This is a genomic window from Mesorhizobium sp. M0771 (assembly GCF_040320155.1).
Taxonomy (GTDB): Bacteria; Pseudomonadota; Alphaproteobacteria; order Rhizobiales; family Rhizobiaceae; genus Mesorhizobium.
Genome location: NZ_JAMYPC010000049.1, coordinates 1 through 7986, shown reverse-complemented (window position 1 = coordinate 7986; position 7986 = coordinate 1). Strand labels below are relative to the sequence as shown.

The following is a 7986-nucleotide window of genomic DNA, read 5'->3' as shown; positions in this document are numbered from 1 at the left end:
TCACCATCACGGTCGATGGAAACGAGGCGGGGATGGCGTTGACGCGTGACCGGGCCGGTCGTGACCTGCCGGTCTGGCAGGGCTGCCGCCGCATCTCGATCGGGGAACTCTTCCTGATGAACTGGCAGGTCCGCGACAGTCTCGACGGACGTTACTTCGGCCTCCTCGCAACCAGCCAGATCATCGGCCGCGCCGTCCCGTTGTGGACGGACGGGGGCGGCAACGGCCGCTTCGAATGGCGCGCGCCAACGCGGTGAGCGCGCGACCAGCGGCGCGCGTCGTGCCGCCAGTCTTCATCACCGCACCACTCGAAAACAGGAACCTGACATGCAACAGATCGGAGAATTCACGCGCCAGAAGACAGGCTATAGCGGGCGCATCCACACGCTCAGTCTCAACCTGGATATCGCCATTGTGGCGGCAGAGGCGAGCGAAACGGAGAATGCGCCTGACTACCGCATTCACGCCGGAAACGAGGACGGCCCCGAGATTGGTGCCGGCTGGAAACGCTCCAGCGAAAAGGCCGGAGACTATGTCTCGATCCAGCTCGACGACCCGACCTTCGCGCAGCCGATACGCGCGAACCTCTTTCGCAATGGCGACGACAAGACGTCCTGGTCGCTGCACTGGGCGCGACCGCGCGACCGTAGCGAGAAGGATTGAACGATGCGCGCTCGCCGTCCGTCGACGAGCCATCGCGGTGCGCCCGGGCCGTTTCGTGCTGCCCGGCGCATGGCTCTGCTCCTCCTTTGCGGCCTGTCCGTCGCGACCGTCATGCCGGCGGCGACCTTGGCGCAGGACTTGGCCGTCCCACGGTCGTCCCAACGCGATCCGTTCGGCGCGCATATCGCAGAAGCCTCGCACCGCTTCGGCGTTCCGACCGCGTTGATACGCGCCATCATGCGCAAGGAGAGTGCTGGCGATGTGCGCGCCATGTCCAGCGCAGGCGCCCGCGGCTTGATGCAGATCATGCCCGGCACGTGGGATGATCTGCGCGCCCGCTGGTCGCTCGGCCACGATCCATTCGATCCCCGGGACAACATCCTGGCAGGAACGGCGTACCTGCGCGAACTGCACGATCGCTTCGGCTCACCGGGGTTTCTGGCCGCCTACAACGCGGGACCTGCACGCTACCAGGCCTACCTCACTGGGCGTCCGTTACCGGCCGAGACCCACGCCTATGTCGCAGCATTTGCGCCCCTGATCGGTGAAAGCGAGGGTATGCGCCCTTTCGCCGTTACGTCTGTCGAGGCCATTCCCTGGAAGCGCGGCTCGCTCTTCGTCGGTCTGCCGGATCGCATACAAGCTGTCGCTCTCGTGCCGAGCGAGGGACCGCCAAATGACGCGAGCTCTCCACCCACCGTGCGCGATGTCTCCGCCATCGTGCCGCTGTCCGAAGGCCTCTTCGTGGCGCGAGCCGGCGACAGGATCCAGCCATGAGCGCACATGGGCGTCTTCGCGCAACCGCGAGCCCCAGCGCACCGTGGCGTGGATGGAGGCGGAAGGTGGGCAAAACAACCGGAAGATGGCGAGATAAAAGGGCGCGAGGTGCGGCGTCGGTCGGTTGTGTTGTTTCAATAGGTTATGCAGGAGTTCCGCGAGGTGCAAAGATCTGCCGCACCTCGCCGGAGCACTGTTTTCGCTGTGATTTCCGTGCCTTGATACGATGTGCGGATCTTCGCCATGAACGGTGAGGATGGTTTCCGAATCCGCCCCGGCCGCATCCGCTCGTCTGGCACTCAGCGCGCCAGGCCCTTCATCGCGCAGGCGCTTGCCGCCGCCCGGAAGGCCGGCGCGCGCATCTCTCGCTCCGGCCGGATCAGTCCGGGCAATCGCTCGACCTTCGGGCGCGGCCGCTCGGCGAGCGTGCGCGCCAATCGTCTCCTCACCGGCCGCTCGCGAGCCGTGATCATCAAGACACGGCTGGTGCGTCATCACGCGCGCGCAGCGCCGCTTGCCGCCCATCTCACCTATCTGCGCCGAGAGGGCGTCACCCGGGACGGGGAGAAGGCAAGGCTGTTCGGGCCGGGGGTCGGGGAGGTGGATGGCGGTGCTTTTGCCGAGCGGTGCAGCGATGATCGGCACCACTTCCGCTTCATTGTCTCGCCGGAAGATGCCGTCGACATGGCGGACCTCAAATGCTTCGCCCGCGATCTGATGGGTCAGATGGAAAAGGACCTCGGCACAAAACTGGATTGGGCTGGCGTCGATCACTGGAACACCGACAACCCGCACCTTCACATCATCCTGCGCGGCCGCACTGATGACGGGCAGGATCTCGTGATCTCCCGCGATTACATCAAGGAGGGAATGCGCGCCCGCGCCGCCGACCTCGTTACCCAGGAGCTCGGCCCGCGCACCGATCTCGACTCCGCCGCAATCTGCAGCGTCAGGTCGAGGCCGAACGTTGGACCCAGCTTGACCGGCAGCTTGTTCGCGATTGCCGCGACACAGGCGTTGTCGATCTTGCGTCCCCGGCGAGCGCTCAGCCCGATGAGTATCACGTGCTGAAGGTCGGGCGGGCGCGCAAGCTCGAAACCCTTGGCCTTGCCGAACAGGTCGGCCCAGGCCAATGGATGATCGACGACAAGGCCGAGGCGACGCTGCGCGAGCTTGGCGAACGCGGCGACATCATCAAGCGGATGCACCGCGCCTTGACAGAACAGGGCATCGAGCGCGGATCGGCGACCTATGTGCTGGCGGCGGAGCGCCTAGCCACACCGATCGTCGGTCGGCTGGTCGACCGCGGTCTCGATGACGAGTTGAAGGGCAGCGCCTACGCCGTGGTCGATGGCACCGACGGCCGCACCCATCACATCAAGCTGTCCGACCTCGACGCCGCCGGCGACAGCGCTCCGGGTTCGATCGTTGAGCTGCGCAGGTTCCATGACGCGCAGGGACATGGGCGCGCAGCACTCGCCGTCCGTTCCGATCTCGATATTGAGCGGCAGGTTACCGCCGCCGGCGCCACCTGGCTCGATCGCCAGAACATCGCCCGCGAACCGACTGCGTTGTCGGAAGGCGGCTTCGGCGCCGAGGTGCGGCAGGCGATGCAGTTCCGTGCCGACCACCTCGTCCAACGGGACCTCGGCGAGCGGCATGGCCAACGCACAACCTTCACCCGCAACCTGATAGACACGCTGCGTCGCTGCGAGTTGGAGGCGCTCGGCGAAAAGCTCTCGGCCGAAACCGGCCAGTGTCACAGCCTCATCAAACTGATCCACCGCCTGTAGGAGCGGGCTGAGGAACGTCGGTCGAACCATCTGCTTTGCCCTGGTCACCTTCTGCTTTCTTCTCCGGCGCCGCGAGCGCACAACAGAATATTGAAGCGGTCTTCGGCGCACCGCTTCCTGCCCCGTTTCCTCCGATACCAGAACTCAAAGGTGTAGACCAGTTACGCGCTGCAAACGATGACGTCGCAAGGATACGCGACACCTTAAATGTCGAAGTCGAGGTTCCAGACGACGCGCCTGCAAATTTCAGTTTTCTGGGAGAGGCGAACGCCAAGCGCAATACTCATACAGCCCCTGTCCCAGCGCCGAAGCCAGCGAATGACAGCATATCGCTAAGCACTGCGATCCTCGTCAGCTTCGTCATTTTCCTAGGCGCAGTAACAATTTATTCCTTGCGTATGCAGGCCTATGGGCCGAGCGCAGCAGTACGAAGGTTTCATGAGCGGCTCTCGCTCATGCTTCTAACGTTCTTCGTGCTTGCCACGGTCGGGATGTTCGGGACGTATCTAGGGGTGAAGATCGTTTTACCCTCAGCCGCTGGTGGGTGAGGAATGCAGTTCGACCATCCGGACCGCTAGTTTTCTTCCCCCGTGCACCATGAGCATCAAAGCCAAATTGCTGAAAGCGAGGTTGGAGGCGAAGCTCGCTAACGCTGACGATGCCGGGTTCATACAGCTCATGTGGGCTACCGTCATTATGCAATCGGCAGAACCGAACCCAGCGTTGGGGTTCATCAAAGCGCCGAAGGATGCAATCACCGATGATCCACTTTCGAAACAGATAATTCGCAAGTGGGAGATTGAAACACTCATCAACCTCCTGCTGACAACTCCAAAGGCGCCTGCACATCGGTACTCGCATCACGAGCTGAAGAAGCCCATTCACCAGGTCCTGATGATCGATACGTTCGACGCAGTCGCGTCGGTGGTTAATCTGCTTCGGGACCTGGAGAACGCCGAGCACGGCGCCCGCATCACCAAGGACAATATTCTCCAGGAGTTGAGCCGTATTGCTCAGCGGCAGTTCCATTGGCAGGGTGGTGGCTATTTTCACCCCGAGTCAATGCGGCGAACCCTGTTCGTCTACGCACACCAGGAAGCGAAGGATTATTTCGCTGCCAAGCACGGCTTCACCATCGACGAGATGACGCTAATGTGTGTCGGCCTATGCTTTGAATTCCTGCTGACGCCTTGGCTTGTTGCTCCGAAATACGATGTGCTCGCCCAAAGCCCAGAAACGTTGGCGAAGGTGTTGAGCGTCGTATCGCTGCCGATTCCGGCAGCTCGAAAGACAGCGGTGACACTTCGCAATGAGATGATCGTCGCCACGGGCGGCAACCTACTCACCGGGCATCGACCTAGCATCCTACGGCAACACCCGGTAATCCAGAAAGCGAATGGCGCCTACATAGCTCCAATACCCGAACTTCTGATTCAGCGCGCCACGAGCGGACTGTATTATGACTTCATCGGCACCGACGCTTTGCTGGTGCGCCAGCAGGCAGCCAAGCGGTTTGAGCTTTATGTGCAGGATCTCATTCCAGCCTATCTGAAGCGTTTTCAATGCCTAGACGAGAGATGGATAGGAACGAAGAAGGCCAAGTTTCTCAGTCCCGATGTGATGATCATGGATGGCGACACGATAACGGGCGTGATTGAGTGCAAGGCGACGAAAAACACCTTCTCGGCACAGTTCGCGTCCGACCTTTCGGTTGGCGCCAAACGCGGCATCAATGAGCTGGCCAAGGGCGTGTTTCAGGTGTGGCGGTTTCATGCTGCTGCGCGCCGTGGGGCTTATACCGAGCACCCTGTGTCTATCACAGCCCATGGCATGGTGGTCACCATGGACGATTGGCTGAGGCTCGACACACACGTGCGGGCCGACGTGGTCAAGGAGGCTCATAGAATTGCGGACGGCTATCCCGAGATAGACCCGGATGACCGGCGCCCGGTCGTGTTTACTTCCGCTCATCAGCTCGCTGAACTTCTCACGCTCACGGACGAAGACGGTTTCTACGTAGCTCTCGAACACGCGGCGACGGAGAAGTACCAGGGATACGACCTAAGCTCGATATTGGAAGAGTTTGGCATGCCCACCGAGCGCAAGCCATTTCCATTCGACATGGACGACGTGATGCCATGGCGGAAAGATCTTCCGCAGGGCGCTTAGCCCTGCTGAGCGCGAATTGCACCGCACCTAGTGCAGATCTCGACATCCTAGAGCGGGCGCCACCGGTGCCAGCAGAACGGCTTGAGCAAGCGCATTAGCGTGGCCCCCACACGATGAGGCACGCCGGACCGGGTGTTCACTACTCGTGCCGTTGAGGGTGGGTGCGAGATCTGGCGAGTCGGATGACCGGCCCGCCCACAGCTATTTCGACTTGGACACCAGCTCGAAATAGTCCTGCTTTCCCATTAGGCGCCTGACTTCGGCCAAGCTTGAATCATCGACGGCGTAGACATATTTCCTGCCCTGACCGATGACAGCGGCGTTCGCCAGCCGGACCATTTTGCCGGCAGACGTCTTCAGCATGAAATCCATTTGGACATCGAACGTGGCTGCCAAGAATAGCTTAGTGGGGCTGATAGCGAGTCCCAAGTGACCGTTGAGACTGCCGAAGCCGTTTGTGCACACAGCAGGCCGGTCCGAGGTCATCAGTTTGCGGGACACGGTACTGGTATCATAAACCGCCCAGCGCATGCCGGTGAGCAGCGCCATCGTGCCTTCGCTTTCCATCATTTTGGCTGCGGTGATGATTGCCTCCCTTTCAAGCATCGTCGGGTCCCTGAGCGTGAGGAACTCTTCCAAGGTGTCGGGAAATCCTTCCTTCTTGATCTCTTCATACCGGGCCTGAAGGCGGGGATTTGAGGCATTGAAGTCCCGTCGGTATCGCTCTTTGAAGGTGTGAATGCTGTCCGGATGCCGTAGCAGCAGCGAGCAGATAAATCTCGCCCAGGAATGACGCAGGTGCGGCTGGTTGGGAACGCTTCCCTGCAACAGCATATCGCGCACATCAGCGGCCCGCGTATCGACCATGCCCATGAATATGCGCTCGACGTTGTGCTGCGTAGCCGCTGTGACGCCAGGCACGCGGTAAAGGTTCTTCTCGAAACCCGTGACCTTCGTACCGTACCGGCCAGATTGAATCCAGCCGCCATAGCCGCGACGAAACTCTTGCAGCTTGTGGTCGGCGCCCAGCCAGGGACGCAGGTAGAATTGCGGGATGTAATGGTGGTCCATGCCGTGCGTTCCTCGCACAGCGACTTAGCGGTTTTTTGCTGCCAGCGGTTAGCCGGGCAGAGGGTTCATCCACCGGTTGTCACTGAGCCGTATTTGGCGAATTTGTTCGGCGTCGACTAACGGCGCCACTTTTCCCAGCCGCGACCCTTGCTACGGTCGAGTGCACAGTAGGTCTCGCCGCAAACTCCTGCGCTATGCAACTGGACGCCGATCTACCTTTTTGAAGAGTACCCCTCCTATGAACTGACCCCATAAAGTTGGACGGTTCATTGAGTTGGCAGGTTTAAGGGCTGGTTCCTGTATTGCACAGGGGCCAGCCCTTTCAGTTTCAGTTTGATGCGGCGGTGGTTGTAATAGTCGATGTAGTCCGTGATGGCGTCGTCCAGGCTTTGAACGGTGTCGAAGGTTCCGGGATGGAAGAGCTCGGATTTGAGGATGGCAAAGAAGCTCTCCATTGGGGCGTTGTCGAGGCAATTGCCTTTGCGTGACATGCTCTGTTGGAGGCCTCTGGCTTCCAGCCTGCGTTGGAATGCCGACATCTGATACTGCCATCCCTGATCGGAATGCAGGATCGGCCTTTCGTTCTCACCAAGCCGGGCGAGGGCTTTGGTCAGCATATTGTCCACCATTTTGAAGCGTGGCCGCCGCGCCGTCTCGAACGCGACGATCTCGCCATTGTAGAGATCCATGACCGGGGACAGATAGAGCTTGTCGCCGGCCAGGCTGAACTCCGTCACGTCGGTCACCCATTTGCGGTTGGCGCGGTCGGCGCCGAACTTGCGCTGCAACAGATCGGGAGCGGTCCGCCCAGCCTCGCCCCTGTAGGAGCGATACTTCTTCGGCCTGACCAGCGACTTCAATCCCATCCCGGCCATCAGGCTCTGGACGGTCTTGTGGTTGACGCGCCGGCCCAACCGGTGCAGTTGCGCAGTCACCCGGCGATAGCCGTAGCGACCCTTGTGGCTGTCGAAGATGGCCTTGATCGCCGCCTTCAGCGCCGCATGGCGGTCCGAGCGCTTCGCTGCTTTCTGTCTGTAATAGAACGTGCTGCGCGCAAGCTTCGCCAGCTCGAGCAGCCCCTCAAGCGAATGCAACGGCCTTAACGCCTGGACGGCTTGCGCTTTTTGAGCGCATGTCCCTGCGTTAAGGCCTCCAGTTTTTTAGGTAGTCGTTCTCCATCCGCAGATGCTTCAGCTCAGCCAGCAGTTCTTCGCGGCTTTTGGCCTCGTCACTGGCTGCAACAGGCACTGCGGGGGACGGCGGCTTTGACATGGGTCGTCCTCTGGGACGCGGGCCGAGCGCCTCTATCCCGCCCGCATGATAGCGCTTCTCCCAGCCCGTCAGGCAACTGGCATTGCGGATATTGAACAATGTAGCCGTCGGTAGTGTGCTGAGAGTTCTGCAAATTCGCTGAGAGGGGGCGGTCATGGCAGGCTGGTGATGTTCAACGTCACCGATTCCCTGGAAGGAACGCCACCATGACCAAGACAGAAGGTAAATCGACCAGCGCTGC

Annotated in this window: 6 protein-coding genes and 2 pseudogenes; 6 read left to right on the top strand and 2 right to left on the bottom strand. The window is 60.9% G+C overall.

Translation table 11 applies throughout. From position 1 onward, the window contains the following. The 6 genes and pseudogenes from NKI05_RS31755 to NKI05_RS31730 form a co-directional block, all read left to right on the top strand. Positions 1-257 (top strand): S26 family signal peptidase (locus NKI05_RS31755; protein WP_352794162.1); only part of this gene is annotated, 257 nt, incomplete at its 5' end. Between the two features lie 70 nt (positions 258-327). Further along, a complete protein-coding gene (locus NKI05_RS31750) occupies positions 328-663 on the top strand; it encodes a DUF736 domain-containing protein (protein WP_352794160.1) in 336 nt (111 codons plus the stop codon). Positions 664-666: 3 nt separating this feature from the next. Then, the gene (locus NKI05_RS31745) at positions 667-1440 is read left to right on the top strand and encodes a lytic transglycosylase domain-containing protein (RefSeq protein WP_352794158.1); all 774 of its coding nucleotides are present in this window, start codon (positions 667-669) and stop codon (positions 1438-1440) included. Positions 1441-1683: 243 nt separating this feature from the next. Beyond that, positions 1684-3197: pseudogene (locus NKI05_RS31740) on the top strand (relaxase/mobilization nuclease domain-containing protein); the annotation flags it as partial. Positions 3198-3268: 71 nt separating this feature from the next. Beyond that, positions 3269-3781: a hypothetical protein gene (locus NKI05_RS31735; protein ID WP_352794156.1), complete on the top strand. Its 513-nt coding sequence runs from the start codon at positions 3269-3271 to the stop codon at positions 3779-3781. A 49-nt stretch (positions 3782-3830) separates the two neighbouring features. Next, positions 3831-5402, top strand: a complete 1572-nt coding sequence (locus NKI05_RS31730) for a hypothetical protein (protein WP_352504307.1) — start codon at positions 3831-3833, stop codon at positions 5400-5402. 201 nt (positions 5403-5603) lie between these two features. Here the strand turns inward: NKI05_RS31730 and NKI05_RS31725 are convergent, their stop codons facing one another. After that, positions 5604-6473, bottom strand: a complete 870-nt coding sequence (locus NKI05_RS31725) for a DUF4238 domain-containing protein (protein WP_352794154.1) — start codon at positions 6471-6473, stop codon at positions 5604-5606. A gap of 266 nt (positions 6474-6739) precedes the next feature. Then, a pseudogene (locus NKI05_RS31720) lies at positions 6740-7853 on the bottom strand (IS3 family transposase); the annotation flags it as partial. Positions 7854-7986 lie beyond the last annotated feature (133 nt).